Annotated in this window: 12 protein-coding genes; 7 read left to right on the forward strand and 5 right to left on the reverse strand. The window is 67.8% G+C overall.

Going from position 1 to position 15972, the window contains the following annotated elements; all coding sequences use genetic code 11:
- Positions 1-43: 43 nt before the first annotated feature.
- The gene (thpD, locus tag ADX84_RS05970; protein WP_234003851.1) at positions 44-949 is read right to left on the reverse strand and encodes an ectoine hydroxylase; all 906 of its coding nucleotides are present in this window, start codon (positions 947-949) and stop codon (positions 44-46) included.
- Positions 950-1478: 529 nt separating this feature from the next.
- On the opposite strand from thpD, the gene ADX84_RS05975 reads away from it, so the two are divergent.
- The 3 genes from ADX84_RS05975 (at position 1479) to ADX84_RS05985 (ending at position 6054) form a co-directional block, all read left to right on the forward strand.
- A complete protein-coding gene (locus ADX84_RS05975) occupies positions 1479-2135 on the forward strand; it encodes an HNH endonuclease family protein (protein ID WP_049568755.1) in 657 nt (218 codons plus the stop codon).
- A gap of 215 nt (positions 2136-2350) precedes the next feature.
- On the forward strand, positions 2351-4813 hold the full coding sequence (locus tag ADX84_RS05980; RefSeq protein ID WP_049568758.1) for an ATP-binding protein: 2463 nt from the start codon (positions 2351-2353) through the stop codon (positions 4811-4813).
- Positions 4814-5004: 191 nt separating this feature from the next.
- Positions 5005-6054 carry a hypothetical protein gene (locus tag ADX84_RS05985; RefSeq protein WP_049568761.1) on the forward strand — a complete coding sequence of 350 codons (1050 nt, stop codon included), beginning with the start codon at positions 5005-5007 and terminating at the stop codon, positions 6052-6054.
- Here ADX84_RS05985 and ADX84_RS25115 read toward each other — a convergent pair.
- The 3 genes from ADX84_RS25115 to ADX84_RS06000 form a co-directional block, all read right to left on the reverse strand.
- Positions 6051-7589, reverse strand: coding sequence for a serine/threonine-protein kinase (locus ADX84_RS25115; RefSeq protein WP_053107254.1), 1539 nt, complete (start codon positions 7587-7589; stop codon positions 6051-6053). The genes ADX84_RS05985 and ADX84_RS25115 overlap by 4 nt on opposite strands.
- A gap of 479 nt (positions 7590-8068) precedes the next feature.
- Positions 8069-8860 carry a MerR family transcriptional regulator gene (locus tag ADX84_RS05995; protein ID WP_049568764.1) on the reverse strand — a complete coding sequence of 264 codons (792 nt, stop codon included), beginning with the start codon at positions 8858-8860 and terminating at the stop codon, positions 8069-8071.
- 107 nt (positions 8861-8967) lie between these two features.
- Positions 8968-9492, reverse strand: a complete 525-nt coding sequence (locus ADX84_RS06000; RefSeq protein ID WP_049568767.1) for a glyoxalase/bleomycin resistance/dioxygenase family protein — start codon at positions 9490-9492, stop codon at positions 8968-8970.
- Between the two features lie 533 nt (positions 9493-10025).
- Here ADX84_RS06000 and ADX84_RS06005 point away from each other — a divergent pair.
- Genes ADX84_RS06005 through ADX84_RS25955 form a run of 4 tightly spaced genes read left to right on the forward strand, consistent with a single transcriptional unit; the run spans position 10026 to position 15045 of the window.
- Entirely contained in the window at positions 10026-12374 is a 2349-nt protein-coding gene (locus ADX84_RS06005) for a type IV secretion system protein (protein ID WP_049568770.1), read from the forward strand.
- A gap of 40 nt (positions 12375-12414) precedes the next feature.
- Positions 12415-13089 (forward strand): hypothetical protein, encoded by a 675-nt coding sequence (locus ADX84_RS06010; protein ID WP_199776485.1) that lies wholly within the window; start codon positions 12415-12417, stop codon positions 13087-13089.
- Positions 13090-13093: 4 nt separating this feature from the next.
- On the forward strand, positions 13094-14266 hold the full coding sequence (locus tag ADX84_RS06015; RefSeq protein ID WP_049568774.1) for a bifunctional lytic transglycosylase/C40 family peptidase: 1173 nt from the start codon (positions 13094-13096) through the stop codon (positions 14264-14266).
- Between the two features lie 2 nt (positions 14267-14268).
- A complete protein-coding gene (locus tag ADX84_RS25955; protein ID WP_156208032.1) occupies positions 14269-15045 on the forward strand; it encodes a hypothetical protein in 777 nt (258 codons plus the stop codon).
- A gap of 27 nt (positions 15046-15072) precedes the next feature.
- Here the strand turns inward: ADX84_RS25955 and ADX84_RS06020 are convergent, their stop codons facing one another.
- The gene (locus ADX84_RS06020) at positions 15073-15624 is read right to left on the reverse strand and encodes a thymidine kinase (protein ID WP_017545815.1); all 552 of its coding nucleotides are present in this window, start codon (positions 15622-15624) and stop codon (positions 15073-15075) included.
- Positions 15625-15972 lie beyond the last annotated feature (348 nt).

Genomic DNA, 15972 nt, shown 5'->3' on the forward strand with positions numbered 1-15972 from the left:
CCCGCATCCGCTGTCGGGTGCGGGCCACGGTGTCGCCCCGGGGTCAGCGTCCGGCGGGGGTGGTATCCCTCGCGGCGAGGAACTCCGGACGGGCCCGGCTGGCGCTGAACGGCTTCGCGCACGCGTTGTCCACGCTGTTGAACACGACGAACACGTTGGAGCGCGGGTAGGGCGTGATGTTGCCGCCCGACCCGTGCATGCAGTTGGAGTCGAACACGGTGACGTCGCCCGCCGAGCCGGTGAGCACGTCGATGCCGTGCCGGTCGGCCAGCAGGTTGAGTGACGCCTGGTCGGGTGTTCCCACGTGCTGGCTCCTCAGCGAGGAGCGGTGGTGGTCGTCCGGGGTCCGGCCCACGCAGGAGACGAAGGTCCGGTGGGACCCGGGCATGATCATCAGGGCGCCGTTGTGCGTGTAGTTGTCGGTGAGCGCCACGGAGAAGCTGACCGCGCGCATCCGGGGCATGCCGTCCTCCGCGTGCCACGTCTCGAAGTCGGAGTGCCAGTAGAACGAGCCGCCGCCGAAGCCGGGCTTGTAGTTGACGCGACTCTGGTGCACGTACACGTCCGAGCCGAGGATCTGCCGGGCGCGGTCGACGAGACGGGGGTCGTTCACGAGGTCGTGGAAGACCTGGCTCACCTTGTGCACCTCGAACACCGAGCGCACCTGGTCGGAGGTCGGTTCGACGACGACGCGCTCGTCGTCCCTCAGGGCGGGGTCGGCGCTCAGACGTCGGAGTTCGGCGCGGTAGGCCTCGATCTCCACCGGATTGACGATCGACTCGACCTGCGTGTAGCCGCGGCGGTCGTAGCCGTCGAGCTGTTCGGTCGTGAAGGGGCCGTCGGCCGCACCGGGCCAGACGACGGGGTCCCGGCGGTAGAGCAGCGCGGGCTCGGGGGCCTTACGGGTGGGGTAGTCGTCCGCGGTCGGAAGTTCCATTTGCAGAGTCATGGCGCTCCCCTCGGCTGGGGTGCTCCTCTCGGCTCGGGGTTCCTCGTACGACATGTGAACCTAACAAACCCGGATTTCACAAAGGGGGTCGAGTTCCTTCCGCCGTGTTTACGAGTTCACCATCTGGGTATTACTCGTCTACTATATGGGCGAAAAACGGCGACCCGGAGATTACGCTTTCGGGCTCCGAATCGCTGGTTGGCTTCTTCTCGGGTGTTCACCTGCGTGATCCCCCGCCTGGGCCGCGCGTCGCCGAGTTCCCCTCACGGAGCGCCATCATTGCAGCTCATCGCCTTGCTCGACGAATCGCTCAACCCTTTGTGTGTTGGTCGGGCCGAGATCGTGTGATCTATTTCACGAGCATTTGACGCAGGGCTCGGTGCAACGTAACACGGCCGCGCTCCGGTCGTTATTCCCAAGTGACCTCCGATTCACCCGGAATTCTCGCGTGGGGGCTGGCGTGCGGGCTTTCGTTACTCCACAGTAGTGGGGTCCGGATTTCCTCGACCCGCTCAAGAGGAGAAACACAGTGCCCCCCTTCCCCCGTGTGCTCGCACGCACCGCCGCGACCGTCTCGGCCGCCGCGGTGGCCATGGTCCTCGTCTGGGCCGCACCCGCCGCCGCCGACACCCTGCCCCCGAACATCCCCAGCGACTCCGCGGCCCAGACCCAGCTCAACTCGCTCACCGTCGCCGCCAAGGGCCCGCAGTCCGGCTACGACCGAAGCCTGTTCCCGCACTGGAACGTGGTCGACAGCCCCTGCACCGCCCGCCAGGTCGTGCTCAAGCGCGACGGGCAGGACGTCGTCACCGACTCCAACTGCCAGCCCACCGCGGGCAGCTGGTGGAGCGCCTTCGACGACGAGTGGGTGAACGACGTCCCCGGCGACATCAGCGTCGACCACCTGGTCCCGCTCAGCGAGGCCTGGAAGACCGGCGCCGCCGACTGGTCCACCAGCCAGCGCGCCGACTTCGCCAACGACGTCACCAGCTCCCAGCTGTGGCTGGCCACCCCCTCCAGCAACAGCGCCAAGGGCGACAAGGACCCCTCGGAGTGGATGCCCACCAACACGGCCGTCCACTGCGACTACGTGAAGTCCTGGATCAACGTCAAGCACGTCTACGACCTCACGATCACCTCGACCGAGGAGTCCACCCTCCAGAGCACCCTCGACACCGCCTGCTAGTCGGCGACGTCGGCTGACCTCCGTGGACACGACGGAGAGTGACGCGGCCCGGCACCCGCAAGGGGCCGGGCCGCGCCCGCGCCCCCCGGCCGCGCACCGCCTCCGGTTTCTGGCACACCGACGCCTCCGCTTCTCACCCCCCGGCCTCATGCAGCACTATGGGTGATGGCTACGGGGCGGAACTCGTCAGCGCCGTCACGAGGAAGGGCTAGCAGATGACCGGTACCAGGGGCACCCGGGGCGCGACCCGCCTCGCGGTCCGCTACTTCGACGACCGAGTGCTCTTCAGCGACAACGAGGCCTGGGCCTACTTCCGGCTCCCCACGGTGTCCTACGAGTTCACGACTCCCGAGGAACGCCAGGCACTGGCCACCAACATCACCATCGCCCTCGCCGCCATCCGCATGAACGACGCCGAGGTGCACCTGCGCGTCGCCCACCGCACCTACCCGGCCGCCCAGTGGGCCACCAGACTGGACGAGACCGCCGACGCCGGGCCCGGCTGGTACGACTACCTCGAAGAGATGTACCGGCACGTGTGGGCCAAGGACTTCTGGACCAAGGAGGTCTACCTCGGCGTACGCCTGGGGCTGCGCAACGCCGGCGCGGGCCTGGGTCTGTTCTCCCAGCTCTTCGGTGCCTACCAGCGCACCGAGCAGGTCCTGGGGATCAACGACGACGCGATCGACGACAAGGAGATCGCGCGCTGGACCGACCAGTCCGAGCGCCTCGGCCGCGCCCTGGCCGCCAGCTCCCTGCACGCCCGGCACGCCACCTCCGACGAGATCGCCTGGCTCATCCGGCACGCGGTGAGCGGCACCGCCGAGGAGATCCGCCCCTCGGCCACGGGCCGCCGCACCTGGGGCCGGGGCGAGATCGAGCAGCTCGTGGACGGGGTCATCCACAACGGCCGCTCCACGCTGCGCCTCGAACAGCCCGCGGGCTCCACCCACGTGGCGTTCCTGTCGTTCGCGCGCTTCCCGGACCTCATGCCCTTCCCCGACGGCGAACCCTGGCTGCACCATGCGGACGCGCTGCCGTTCCCCGTGGAGATCTCCCTGCGGATGAAGCTCATCCCGCCCGCGAAGGCCTCCAAGGACGTCGGCCGCAAGCTCGCGCACGCCCGCGACATGGACGCCCACATCCGCGAGGCCGGGGTGGAGGCACCCATCGCGCTGGCCGAGCAGATCGACGCCGCCCGCATGCTGGAGCACGGCATCACCAAGGAGCGCCTGCCGTTCGTCTACGGGTGGCACCGGCTCATGGTGTCCGCGCCCACCGAGCGCCTCCTGGGCCAGCACGTCGAGGCCGTGGTGGAGCACTACCGCGACATCGGCATCGACGTCATCAACTCCACCGGCGACCAGTTCTCGCTCTTCAACGAGTCGCTTCCCGGCGACCGCATCCGCCTCAACGCCTACGCCCAGCGCCAGCCGCTGCGCACCATCGCGGGCGGCATGCCCACCGCGACCGTGGACGTGGGTGACCGAACGGACCACCACGGCGGCGGCTGGGTCGGCCCGTACGTGGGGGAGACCATCGGCCGGGCCCGGTCCATCGTGCACTTCGACCCCATGGTCGCCGCGGCCCGCAACCGCCCCACGGCCATCGCCATCACCGGCGAGCCCGGCGGCGGCAAGACCACCCTCGCACTGCTGATGATCTACCAGCTGGCCCTGCGCGGGGTCACCGTGGCCGCCATCGACCCCAAGGGCGACGCCGAGTCCCTCGTGGAGCTGCTCAAGCACCGGGGACGCAAGGCCCGTGTCATGTCGCTCGGATCGGCCCAGCCCGGCCTGCTCGACCCCTTCGCGTTCGGGGACGACCTCGCCGCGAAGAAGACCATGGCGACCGAGACGCTGCGGCTCCTGCTGCCCCGCATGAGCGAGGAGCGCGAGTCGGCCATGATCCAGGCGGTCGCCACCGTCGCCAACCAGCCCCAGCCGTCCCTGGCCAAGGTGGTCGACCACCTCGTCTCCGCCGAGGACGCCGCCTCCCGCAACCTGGGCGCGGTCCTGGGTTCCATGGCGGAGATGCGGCTGGCGTCGCTGTGCTTCGACCCCCAGGGCGAGGCGCGCATCGACACCGAGGGGTGGACCACCGTGTTCACCCTGGGCGGGCTCACGCTGCCCGACTCCGGGGTCAACCGCGACGACTACTCCTACGAGCAGCGCCTGTCCGTCGCGCTCCTCTACCTGGTGTCCCAGTTCGCCCGGCGTCTGATGAACGGTCTGGACCGGCGCCTGCCCAAGGCGATCTTCCTCGACGAGGCGTGGGCGGTCACCTCCACCCCCGAGGGGGCCAAGCTCGTCCCCGAGGTCTCCAGGATGGGCCGCTCCCGCAACACCGCGCTCATCCTGGTGTCCCAGAACGCGGGGGACATGCTCAACGAGCAGGTCACCAACTGTCTGTCCTCGGTGTTCGCCTTCCGCTCCAGCGAGGCCCACGAGGTCGCCGACGTCATGGCGCTGCTCGGGGTGGACGTCAACGAGGACCACATGGCGGTGCTGCGCAACCTCGGCAACGGTGAGTGCCTCTTCCGCGACCTCGACGGCCGCTCCGGGCGGATCGGCGTCGACCTGGTCTCCGAGGGGCTGCTGCGCTGGCTGGACACCAACCCCACCCGCGAGCGGCCCGCCGGGGACCCCCTGGTGTCCGCTAACGGCCGCGAGCAGTAGCACGCGGCTCCGAAGCAGGTCAGCGGCGGCCACCGCGACCACGGGCGGACATCGGATGACAAAGGGTGCGGGGAAGTCGGGTTCGGGCATGACGAGGATGGGGATCAAGGAGATTACCCCCAGCCCTCCGATCCCGGCCCGCTGAACCAGCCTCCCCGCACCCCCCGACCGACACTCACGAGGGATCGCCCATGAGTGAGGACGTCATCCGGCCGCGCCCCGTCGTCGACACCAGCCTGCCCGAGGAACTTCGCGAGGACCTCCTCCGGGAGGCCGTCGCCCCGGAGTCGAGACACGCGCGCGACGACGGGCAGGCCGCCAGCCGGGCCCTGCGCCTGCGTGAGGGCGGGGTGCAACTGCTGGGGGTCGGCTTCACCCTCGTCCTGGCCCTGCTCACCGCCGGTTGGTACCTCGGCATGGTGATCGTCAGCATCGGCCTGATCGCCTACGTGGGCGCGCTGGCCGTACGCAAGGAGGCCGACCCGCTGGTGCGGGCCGTCGGCGGTGCGATCGGCGCGGGCGCCTTCGCGGCCGCGCCCCTGTGGCTGTTCGACCTGCTCCCGCAGGACCCGCCGGGCGGCGTCCCATGGTTGTTGTTCGGCCTCCTGGTGGGCCTGGTCACCGCCGACACGCTCACGGCCCAGGTGCCCGAACCCCCGGAGGAGCAATACCGGGACCGCGTCCTGTTACCGGACGACATCAGCGCGACCGACCACGGTCTCCTCGTGGCGGTCCAACAGACCATCGACAGGGTCACCGACGCCCGCGTGGAACTGGGCTCCTCCGACACCCTGGACACCGCGCGGGGTCTCTCGGTCCTGCGGGAACAGGAGTGGCGGATCGCTTCCCTGCTGGCCCGCCAGCGCGAACTGCGGCGGGGGTACGTCCGGCGCTGGCAGCAGGCCTCCTCACCCCGTGTGCGTGAGGTCCTGCGCCCCCAGCGGGAACACCTCACCGCGGTGGAGGGGCACATCCGCGCCAGGGTCGACCAGATCACCGAATACGGGCGCCTGGTGGACGAGTCGGTCCTGGCCCACCGCGAGTGGGAACAGTGCCAGGAGGCCCTGGCCGCCACGGACGCCTACGCGGACCTACGGGCCGAGGCCTCCCTGATGTCGGTCCCGTCATCGGAGGTGGCCGACCTCGCCGACACCGCCGAGGTGGCACGCCGGGTGCGCGACGACAGCGTCGCCAGGGTCCACGCCGCCACCACCGGCCTCGCCGAACTCCCCGAGCACTAACCGAGGCCGAAGTAGGCCCGAGACCCGGCGGGGACGAGCAGCAGCCCACCGATCGTCAGGGTGTAGATCAGCATCAACGCGTAGATGACCATCAGTTCGGGCGTGTAGATGAACACCGTGAACATGCTCATCGCCAGCGTCACCGCGCCGATCCCCTGAACAACCACCACCAGACCGAACACCAGGCGTGACCTCGTGAGCAGACCGAAGGCGGCGAAGGCCGACAGCACGCCCCACACCCCGAGGTAGGCCACGGTGCCCCAGCCAGCGGCGGTGTCGTCGTCCGCCACCCGCCCCAGGTTCACCGCCGTGAGCACGAACAACACCAGGGCGTTGAGCGCCAGCATGGCCATGACCGTGAGGACGGCGGTGGGCTTCTCCCGGTGGTTCCGCTCGGCGGGGCGGGCGCCGGTGTGCCCGGTGCTGTGCACGAACCGGGTGCTGGAGTTCTGCGCGGGCGCGGCGGCCGTCGACCCCGGATACCCCACCACCGGGGGTCCGCTCGGGTGCGGTCGAGGGCCGGAGGGGGCGCCGTTGGTCGGCAGTACCGGGTTCGGCGTGGGATGGCCCCCACCGGCCGTCCCGCTCCTGGGGTACGCGGGCTGGGTGCCGCCGGTGGGACCGAACGAGGGACGCGCCCCCGAGGCCTCCGGGCCCGGCGACGGGCCCCGGCGCGTCTCCACGAGCCCCTGTGTCGCGTGACGCTCCCGCTCCAACAGTTCCAGGGCCTCCCGAGGGCTCGGCCGGGCCGCGGCGTCCCTGGTGAGCAGAGCCGCGATGAGGGCGAGCAGGGCCAGGCTTCTCGGGGAGTTCGCGGCCTCGTTCCTCGACGGCCTCGGCACCGGGGCGGTCATCACCGCGCTGATCATCCCCGTGATGCTGTCCCGCCTGAACGGTGAACGCCCCTCCATGAGGCAGTACAGGGTCACCCCGAGGCTCCACAGGTCCGAGGCGGGCAGGGCCCGTTCGCCCTCGAACCGTTCCGGGGCCATGTACTCGGGAGAGCCGATGAACACACCGGTCTGGGTGAGCGCCGCGCCGCCGTCCACGTTCGCGATCCCGAAGTCCGTGAGAACCGTCCGGTCGTCCGCGGTGAACATGATGTTGGCGGGCTTGACGTCCCGGTGGGTGACCCCCACCGCGTGCGCCGCCGCCAACCCGCCCAGCAGTGAGCGGGCGGCCTGTTCGACCCGCTCGACCGGCATCGGCCCCCCGGCGTCGATGTGGTGCTGCAACGAGGTCCCGCTCAGCAGCTCCATCACGATCCACGGGCTGGCGTCGTGCTCCAGCACGTCGTGGATGGTCACCACCGCCGTGTGGCTGATGCGCGCCGTCGCCTGGGCCTCCCGGAGCGTGCGGGCGTGCGCCTCGGCCCTGTCCTCGGCTGACATCCCCTGGGGGAGGAGGACCTCCTTGACCGCCACGTCCCTTTGCAGGGCGGGGTCCCAGGCGTGCCAGACGGTGCCCATGCCGCCCACGCCCAACCTCTCGCGCAACTCGTAGCGGCCGACGGAGGTACGCCCGGGGGTCGGCATGGGGGTGCTTCCCTTCTGGCGGTGTGGGGGGGAACCGTTCCGCAGCGCGGAAAGGGGACGCCGTGGGTACGAGCCGGGCCTGCGGGGGCCGATCGATGCGGAAGGTCCGGCGAACTCCAAGAGTAAGCCTGCCCACAACCCCTCGTACCAGAGCCGAAGAAGGTGACCGATAGCGGTCAAAGCCCACTCCGCCCCCCGGAGAAACGGCACCGAGTCCGCAGACGGGGACGGAGAGGAACGCCTTTAGTGCCGAGAGTCACAAACAGCACCGGCGCTTTCCCGTGTGGGTCGGATTTCCGGGACCCCGTAAGGACCTCGTCGTCCCGCATCCGGAAACGAGCAGGGAGCCCGGTGGGGCTTGGCTGGACCCGGTTGGGGCTGGTGGGGCCGCTGTGTTCCGGTGTGGCCCGGTGGGTGCCAGATGGTCTGGTGGGAGGTGGCTTCGTTTGCGTGAGGTGGCCACTCCCGCGACCACCACGTCACTCCCAGGCGGCCGTCTCCGGGTCGACGCCGTGGGCGCGGGCGTTGGCGTCGATGGCGTCGCGCAGCCACACGGACAGGCCGGGTTCGATGGCCTCGTAGTTGGACCGGAACCCGGGGTCGTCCACGTTCGTGCGGCCGAGGATCACCTGCATGGAGTGGGTGCAGTCGAAGTACTCACTCATCGCCTCCCGGTGCCGTTCGGCCAGGGCGTCGGCCCTTCGGCTCCCCGGCTCGACACCCTCGCGCACCGCTTGGGCCAGGTCGGCGTGCAGGGCCTCGACCCCCGCCGCGATCCGTCGCCAGTCCTCGGCGGAGCGGTCGGCCGCGCGCTCGGCGAACTCCGCCCACTGGGCGGTGTCACCCCACTGCTCGCGGGCCTGCGCGGCCCAGGAGGGCCGCCAGGTGTCACCGAAGATCTCGACCTGCTCCTCGGGCGGAAGCAGGACGCCCTCCCGCCTGGCCTCGGCGAGGCGGTCCAGGGCGTCGGCCATGCGCTCCAGCCTGTGGATGCGTGCGCGCAGCTGGTCGCGTTGGTTGACCAGGGAGTCGGCGGCCTCGTCGGCGTCCGCCTCCAGGAGCTTCGCGGTCTCCTCGAGCGAGACGCCGAGCTCGCGGTAGACCAGCACCCGCTGGATGCGGGCGACGTCCGAGGCGGTGTAGAGCCGGTAACCGGCGGCGGAACGCTCGCTCGGACCGGCAAGACCGATCTCGTCCCAGTGGTGCAGGGTCCTGACGGTGACCCCGACGAACGCGGCCACCGCGCCGACCGTCCTCGCGCCGTAGTTCATTGATCCACGCTATCCACAGACCGAAGCAGGTCCCTGAGGACCCGTGGGGCCGGGGTCCTGCTTCCCGGACAGCTGGGAACCAGGACCCCGGCTCTCGGTCTTTGTCCCTAGTTCTCGCGGCTCCGGACCTCGGGGCCCTCGATCCCGTTCTCCCGCAGGTACCGGGCGGTCTCCGGGTCCTGGGGGTCGTACGGGCGTGCCGCGGTCATGATCACCCGGGCGTTCTCAGGGGTGCGGATCTCGACCTCCACCGAGTTCCACGGCATCCGACGAGGACCGGTGGTGGACCCGGGCAGCTGCTCCTCGCAGGCCGCCACGATGCCGTCGATCTGGTTCAGCACGCAGGAGAAGCTCACGCTCGTTGAGGGAGTCTGCTCGGGGCGCTCGCCCGGTACGAGCAGGACGTCCTGGAACGCCCAGCGCCGCAGGTGGACGACCTGACCGGGGACGGAGAAGAGGTCGAAGAACCCGAGGCCGTTGATCCAGAACTCCTTGGAGGCCTCAAGGTCGTGCGTGGGCACGGTCACGAACATCGGCATGCCGTAGATGCCCCGGAACAGTTCGGGGGGTGCCGAGTCGGGGCCGGGCTGGGGTACGGGGCTGACGCTGAACGCGTGGAAGGTTTCGCTCATGAGGCTGATCGTGGAGCCTCACGCCGCGTGAGGGTCAAGCCGCTGGCGCTCGGCCGAGGCGGGCACGTGGACCGTGCTCCGTTTCGGTCCTCCTCCAATAGGGACTGCGGGTTCCGCGTAAGACCAGGTTGGTACCGGGTCTCAGTCCGCTTGATTGCTGTATGTCCACTTTTGGCTGCGAAAGGTTCTGTGACGCCCCTCATAGTCCACATCTGGTGAGGAAATTGTGGCCTTGAGGATTTTGGGTGTTACGGCCGCCCCGAGAAGCCTGTTACCTGCACAAATGAGGAGAACACCCGCATTTGGCCATGAGTCTCCGGCCCGTTCGGGGGCGACGACCGAAAAACCGGTCGCGTTGCAGCCATCTCCCAACCCCGTGATGACGCACCATAGAGGATGGGGTAAAGACATGCGGGGGCCTTGGGGCCGTGTGCGGTCGCGCGCCAGGTGGTGTCGCGGCGGGCGTGCGGTCGGGAGGCCCTGGTGTCTGCCAACGATTTCCCCGCACGAACCACGACGCAGGAGCTCAGCAGATGACTCATCAGCACGTCCACCGGCGGGGTTGGCGACGCATACTGATGACGTTCCTGATGTTGTGTGGACTCATCCTCATCCCGCTGAGCTCCGCGCAGGCGAACCCGATGTGCCCCGGCAACCCGGCACCGCTCCCGGAGTCCGCTGGCAGCGGCTCGGACGGGCTCCTGGTGCCGCCGCAGTCGCGTTCCGCGATTGAGGGATCCCCTGACGGAATGCCTCCGGACGCCAGTATGTACGGCCAGTACGGCACCGCTGGTCAACAGTGGCACATGATCACTGAATCCTGCGTGGACAAGATGGGACTGGGTGCGCAGGCCACGATCGCGAACTCCGCCTGGGACCTGTCGAAGACCATCAATCAGTCCACCATCACTGTCTACCAAGCGGCGACATCCGACGGCCTTCTCGCCAGTTTTACGGAAACGGTAGAGAACGTGGTTGTCGCCCTCCGGGAGGGGATCTGGCGTCCCCTGATCCCCACGATCGTTATCCTTGGCGCTATTTGGCTTGGCTGGTATGGGCTCATCCGTAAGCGAATGACTCTGACGATTGAGTCTTCAGTGTGGATGGTTGCCGCAACGGCGCTCGGAATGTGGATCCTTGTAAACCCATCCCAGGTAATGGGTCTGGGGAGTACGTTGGTCAACTCCGGAACTCAGCTAGTAACCAGCGCTGTAGGGCAGGTTCCATATGGGGGTGGGTCGGGAGCATGCCCCGCAGGTGCTGAGCCTCCAGAACGTGCCAGTTGGGAGTCTGAAGCTGATTTCCAGGTTCGCAGGAACGCGGACATGATGTGGTCGAGTCTGGTATGTCAGCCCTGGACAGCGGGCCAGTTTGGTAGTGGGGAGATCGCTGAGAATGCGGCTATGCACCACGCAGGCGACCTCATTGCTGTACAGGGGATCAGTCGGATCGAACAACAGCAAATCGCTGATGGTGACCTTGAGGCCAATGCTCTGATCGCGGAGAAGCAGGAATCTTACGAAGAGATCGCATCGAGTGTCGAATCCTCCTACCCGAGTGTCTACCCATTGTTCTCGGGCGACGACCAGGGTAGTCGTCTTGGGGTTGCAACTCTGGCGCTCTTTGCGTCGCTCTTCGCTGGTGGGCTGATCCTTGCGGGTTCTGTGGCGCTTATCGTGTTGAAGATCGGTTTCATGCTGCTCTTCATGCTGTCGCCTGTGTTTCTGCTGATTGGTATTCACCCGGGCTATGGTCGGATGGTGCTCCTCAGGTGGGTGGAACTCATGGTTGGGTTCCTGCTCAAACAGATCTTTGTTGTTCTGTTGATTGCCTTGTTGGTCATGAGCTACGGCATGGTCATGTCGACTCCGCTCGGGTGGGGATTGCAGATGATCCTGCTCGCCCTCTTCACCTTGGCGCTGTTCATCTATCGCAAGACGTTCGCCTACCTCTTCGCCTCGGTCAACGCGAACACGTTCACCTCGCGCATCGTGACCGACGCGGCTCGTAGCCAGGCACTGGACAAGAGCGCGATGGTTCTTCCCCCGGTCGCCTACCTCAAGACGCAGAACTGGGGCCGCCGTCACGGCGCCATGATCGCTGGTGCGGCCGCAGGGGTTCCCGCTGGCGGAGGCGTTTCCGCAGGCGCCACCGAAACCGCGGAAGAGGTTCCGGAGAGCGGTGGCAGCACCCGTGCCGAGGGCGCCCGTGTCCGAGGGACTGCGGGCTACGGACGGGTCCGAGGAAACGACAACGCTCCGCCACTCAACGTCAGTCGGAGCGGTGGGCCCGGTTCGCAGCGCCCCACCACCGGTGCCCGGAGCGGTGACCAGGCGCCGAGTCTTTCTGGGAACGGTGGCACGGGCACCGGCGGTGGTGCAGGCAGCGGCGGCCCCATTCCGCCCCGGCCTGCTGGCGGCTACACCGGCACCGGCGACAGTGGATGGGCGGGCGTCTTCGGTACCGGCGGTGGGGGCAACGGCCCGAACCGCAACGACGGCGCCGGCTCCGGCACACGCTCCGGAGGCGGCGTGTTCGGTGGCGGAACGAGCAACTCCCGAGCGGCGAGTGCTGATCGCGCCGAGCCCAGCACGGGGCGCGGCATCTTCAACGGCCGCGAGGACACCCCGGCACACGGAAACCTCGGCCGGGGTTCGCGCTGGGGCGGTCCGAAGGAGAAGCGTGAGCGGCCCGCTCCGCAGCGCCCCGCACGACCGGCCCCCGCTGATCGCGGAAGGCGCGGCGACGGTGAGGGCGGCTGGCTGACCGGGTCCGGCAAGAGCAAGGACAACGCTCCCATCACCCCCTTCTGGGGGGAGGGCGGCTCCTCCAGCACACGGGACCGTAAGCGAGACGTCCCCTTCTGGCTGAACGACGACTAGTGACCCGGTCACTGAGCAAACGACAAGGCAACCGACCACCATGCCCAACCCTCTCCCCGAACGCACCCAGCGACTGGTCGTCATCGGCCTGATCGCCACTCTGGCCGGGTTCGGGATCTACTTCAGCCTCGGCGGGTTCGGAGGCGACCAGACGGAGGACCCCGCTGGTCCACCGCGTGAACCCGGGACCGCTCAAGGGGAGGCCGAGCCACCCTCCTCCAACCCGGGAGGGCTGGCCACCGTCCCGCCCAGTCCGATTCCGACCACCGCCGCAGAGGACCTGGAGGTCCTTGACTGGCTTCCGTTCGCCGAAGAGGAGCTCCAGGCGGCGGGGGCGACCGCGCAGGCCTTCGCTGAGGCCTACGGGACCATCGACTACTCACAGGACCCCGAGACCTACTACGCGTCCATGGAGGCGCTGGCGACCGACGAGTACGCGGAGGTGCTCTCCGACGCGAACCGGGTGGGGGCCTTCTGGGCTGAGATGAGCGAGGCCGAGGCGGTCGCGGAGGGACGCGCGGAGGTTCAGGAGATCCGCACCTTCGGCACTGACTCGCTCACCTTCGTGGTCACCACTCAGTCCATCACCGAGACCGGTGACTCCGAGTTCGACGAGGACCTCGGCGACTTCGCCGTCACGGTGGTTCGCGACGGCGGAACCTGGGCGGTCTTCGACTTCCAGCCAGCCGACGCCGGACAGTTCGGGGAGGAGTGACCGCTTGATCTCCGCTTTTCGCACCGCCGCCCCCGACGGTCGGACGGGTTCCTGCCTGACCAGGGTCGCCGTACTGGCGGCCATCGGTGTGGCAGGTCTGGTGTTCCTGACACTCATGGTGATTCCAGCCCTCACCAACAACACTCAGGTGGCCTCCTGGTTGGCTTCGGGTGTGGTCTGCGCACCCAACGCCGACGCAGACCAGCCGGACAGCAGCGCCTACGCCATGGACACCATCCCGGAGAACTACCTGGAGCTGTACCAGGAGGCGGGGGAGGACCGGGGGGTTCCGTGGAACATCCTTGCGGGCATCGGGCAGGTGGAGTCCCACCACGGTCGTTGGGAGGGGCCGGGGATCACCGAGGGCCACAACGACTGGGGAGCCTCCGGGCCCATGCAGTTCGGGTCGCTGGACGGTTCCGCGGCGGGGAACAGCTGGGGCGGCGAGCCGATCCAGCCGGTTGAGGAGCGGCCGGAGGTGGGCTATGGAGTGGACGGCAACGACGACGGGGTCGTCAATGTCTACGACCCTGCCGACGCCATTCCCGCAGCCGCCGACTACCTCCTGGCGCACGGCCTCGAGGACGACGTTCGCCAGGCGATCTTCGGTTACAACCATGCCTGGTGGTACGTGGACGATGTGATGGAGTGGGCGGAACGGTATGCCGACGGCGACTTCAACACCTCGGACTCCATTCGGACCGCGGTTCTCTGTGAGCTGGACGAGGACGGAGTGCCGATCGGGCGGGCACCGGACGACCTGACCCAGGCGGTTGTGGACTGGGCGCTTGACCAGCGTGGAAAGCCGTACATCTGGGGAGGGACCGGGCCGGACGGTTACGACTGTTCCGGTCTGACGATGAAGGCCTACGAGAGCATCGGTGTGACGGTTCCACGTGTTTCCCAGGACCAGTGGAACTTCGGGCCGAAGATTCCCCTGGGTGAGGAACAACCCGGTGACCTGGTCTTCTTTGACGTGACCCGAGCTGGAGAGCCGCCTGGGCCCGGCCACATGGCAATGGTGATCGGGGACGGCCTGATGGTCGAGGCCTGGTGCACCAACTGTGGACCGATCGCGGTGCGCGAGTACGATGACCCCAATCGTGCGGACATCGTGGGGTTCACCCGTCCGCTTGAGCACCCCGAAGTGAAGGCTCAGCTGGAGGCGCAGGCGTAATCGTGGTGGAGACCGAGGAAACGGATTCGAAGCGCGGGAAGCCAGCGAAGAAGGGCCTACACGGCTGGAAGGCAGCGCTTGCGGTCTTCGGGTGCGGCACGCTCGCGGCCTTCGGTGTTTTCGGTGTGATCGTCGGCGTTCTAAGTCTGATTATAGGAACGGCTGCCACTGGCGTCTCCGAATCCACGAAGGGTGAGAGCCCGATCGAGATGATCGGAGAACCTCAGGCTTCCATTGACCCAGGGGATCTGGATCTCTGCTCAAGAAATCTGTCTTCGTCTCCGCAGGTCAATCTGACTCGAAGTGACAGTGCAGAAGAGTACACCGACTCTGTGGAGAATGGAGAGCGCAGAGTCCGAGATCGTTGTGAGTGGAAAATGGTCAGTGAGTACAATGCCACACAACGTTGGGATCTGATCTACTCATACAACGCGGTGATCGATTCTCCGGAGGGGGATCGAGTTGCGGTGGCCTCGGCGGAATTTGATGACGCTGTGGGTGGGCTTGGGTCGGATTTTGATCGTGTTGAGGACCGAGGTGAAGCGGGATTCGCTGACCGTTCGGAGTTTGTCTACGGCGAAGTCAGGCCAGGAGTGAGCGGTTATGTGCTTCTCGCGCAAACCAGAAGTGCCGTCTACGAAATTCGACTGGAAGCCGAAGGCGACTCCGCCGAGGGTGATGTGCTGGTTCCTCTGATTCCGATGCAAAAGGAAGCCGAGAAGCTGGTGAGAATATCGGTGATCGAATTCGAGCTTTGGATCCCGGGGCGCGACGACTGAGGTTGATCGGGGCTGTCCAGCGTGCCCCTAGGCCACGCCTGCCATGAAGTGGTGGCGGCACAGGGTCGTGTACGACTCGTTCCCGCCGATGTGGACCTGCTCGCCCTCGTAGATCATGACTCCGTCGACTACGCGGGCGTTGTGCGTGGCGCGGTTCCCGCACCAGCAGCGCGCGTAGACCGGCAGGATCTCTATCTTGTCCGCGAGCTCCACCAGACGCTTCGACCCCGGGAACAGGGCGCCCTGGAAGTCGGTCAGGATCCCGTAGCAGTACACGTCGATACCCATGCCGTCCACGACGCCCGCCAGCTGACCCACCTGCTTGAACGACAGGAACTGGGCCTCGTCGCAGATGACGTAGGACGCCTTGCGCTCGGCGACGTCGTCGTACAGGTCCAGGGAGTCGCCGACCTCGACGGCCGGTGAGGTCAGGCCCAGTCGGGAGGAGATGATCCCCGAGCCCGCGCGGTCCTGTTTCGTGTACAGGACGCCCTCACCCCCGCGGGAGTGGTGCTCCTGGAGTGCCATGGTGCTCTTGCCCGAGTTCATCGAACCGGTGAAGTACTTCAGCTCCGCCATGTCTCTTCCTCGGTCGCGGGCGCTGCTTGGGGGAGGCCCGGACTGCCGCCGAGGCCAGCAGCGAAGATACCAGCGGGGAGCGGGGGCCGTTCACACCCGTCCGGGCTCCTACCGCTCGTGATCGCGGTTTCGGTGTGGGTTTCACGGGCTGTTGCGGGGCTTGTGCGCTCCGCCTTGGGACCGGCCCGAAACCGGCTGACTCTGCTTGTGGGAAGTAGCACGCGGTGGGTGCGCTCGCGTGGATGTGGGTTCGTGACGAGGCGGAAGGCGGGGGAGAGTACCGTCCTGGGGTGCGCGGTTCCCTTGCGGGGCCCGATCGGTCACCATCGGCGCTCCCTGGTTGTGGTG

This window comes from Nocardiopsis sp. SBT366 (assembly GCF_001083815.1).
GTDB classification, from domain to species: Bacteria; Actinomycetota; Actinomycetes; order Streptosporangiales; family Streptosporangiaceae; genus Nocardiopsis; species Nocardiopsis prasina.

Bases quoted from the DNA above. Each gene is read 5' to 3' on its own strand.
- ADX84_RS05980 (WP_049568758.1), top strand. From the start codon at position 2,351: ATGACCGGTACCAGGGGCACCCGGGGCGCGACCCGCCTCGCGGTCCGC.
- ADX84_RS05995 (WP_049568764.1), bottom strand. From the start codon at position 8,860: ATGAACTACGGCGCGAGGACGGTCGGCGCGGTGGCCGCGTTCGTCGGG.
- ADX84_RS06000 (WP_049568767.1), bottom strand. From the start codon at position 9,492: ATGAGCGAAACCTTCCACGCGTTCAGCGTCAGCCCCGTACCCCAGCCC.
- ADX84_RS05985 (WP_049568761.1), top strand. From the start codon at position 5,005: ATGAGTGAGGACGTCATCCGGCCGCGCCCCGTCGTCGACACCAGCCTG.
- ADX84_RS06020 (WP_017545815.1), bottom strand. From the start codon at position 15,624: ATGGCGGAGCTGAAGTACTTCACCGGTTCGATGAACTCGGGCAAGAGC.
- ADX84_RS06005 (WP_049568770.1), top strand. From the start codon at position 10,026: ATGACTCATCAGCACGTCCACCGGCGGGGTTGGCGACGCATACTGATG.
- ADX84_RS06010 (WP_199776485.1), top strand. From the start codon at position 12,415: ATGCCCAACCCTCTCCCCGAACGCACCCAGCGACTGGTCGTCATCGGC.
- thpD (WP_234003851.1), bottom strand. From the start codon at position 949: ATGACTCTGCAAATGGAACTTCCGACCGCGGACGACTACCCCACCCGT.
- ADX84_RS25115 (WP_053107254.1), bottom strand. From the start codon at position 7,589: ATGCCGACCCCCGGGCGTACCTCCGTCGGCCGCTACGAGTTGCGCGAG.